We start from the raw sequence: 244 nt of genomic DNA, 5'->3' as shown, positions 1-244 counted from the left end.
CCTCACGGAACTCACCCAGACCGAGGTGCGCGACTTCTATCGGCCGAACTTCTTCGTCAACACGCCCGACATCAACCCGCGCCATTTGCAGACCGGCGCGCGCTCGAGCTTCCTGATCCGCGCCGCGACGACGGCTACGACATCGCCGACTATCGCAACGTTCACCCGGACTACGGCCAGCTCGCCGACGTGCGCCGCTTCATTCAGGAAGCGCATGCGCGCGGCATGCGTGTGATCACCGAAC

1 pseudogene is annotated in these 244 nt (G+C 64.8%); it reads left to right on the top strand.

Annotated elements, in window-relative coordinates:
- Positions 1-111 precede the first annotated feature (111 nt).
- Positions 112-244: pseudogene (locus tag AB4Y44_RS42830) on the top strand (alpha-amylase family glycosyl hydrolase); the annotation flags it as partial.

Source organism: Paraburkholderia sp. BR10937 (genome assembly GCF_040965695.1).
Taxonomy (GTDB): Bacteria; Pseudomonadota; Gammaproteobacteria; order Burkholderiales; family Burkholderiaceae; genus Paraburkholderia.
The sequence above is the reverse complement of the archived record's forward strand: the minus strand, read 5'-3'. Positions and strand labels throughout refer to the sequence as shown.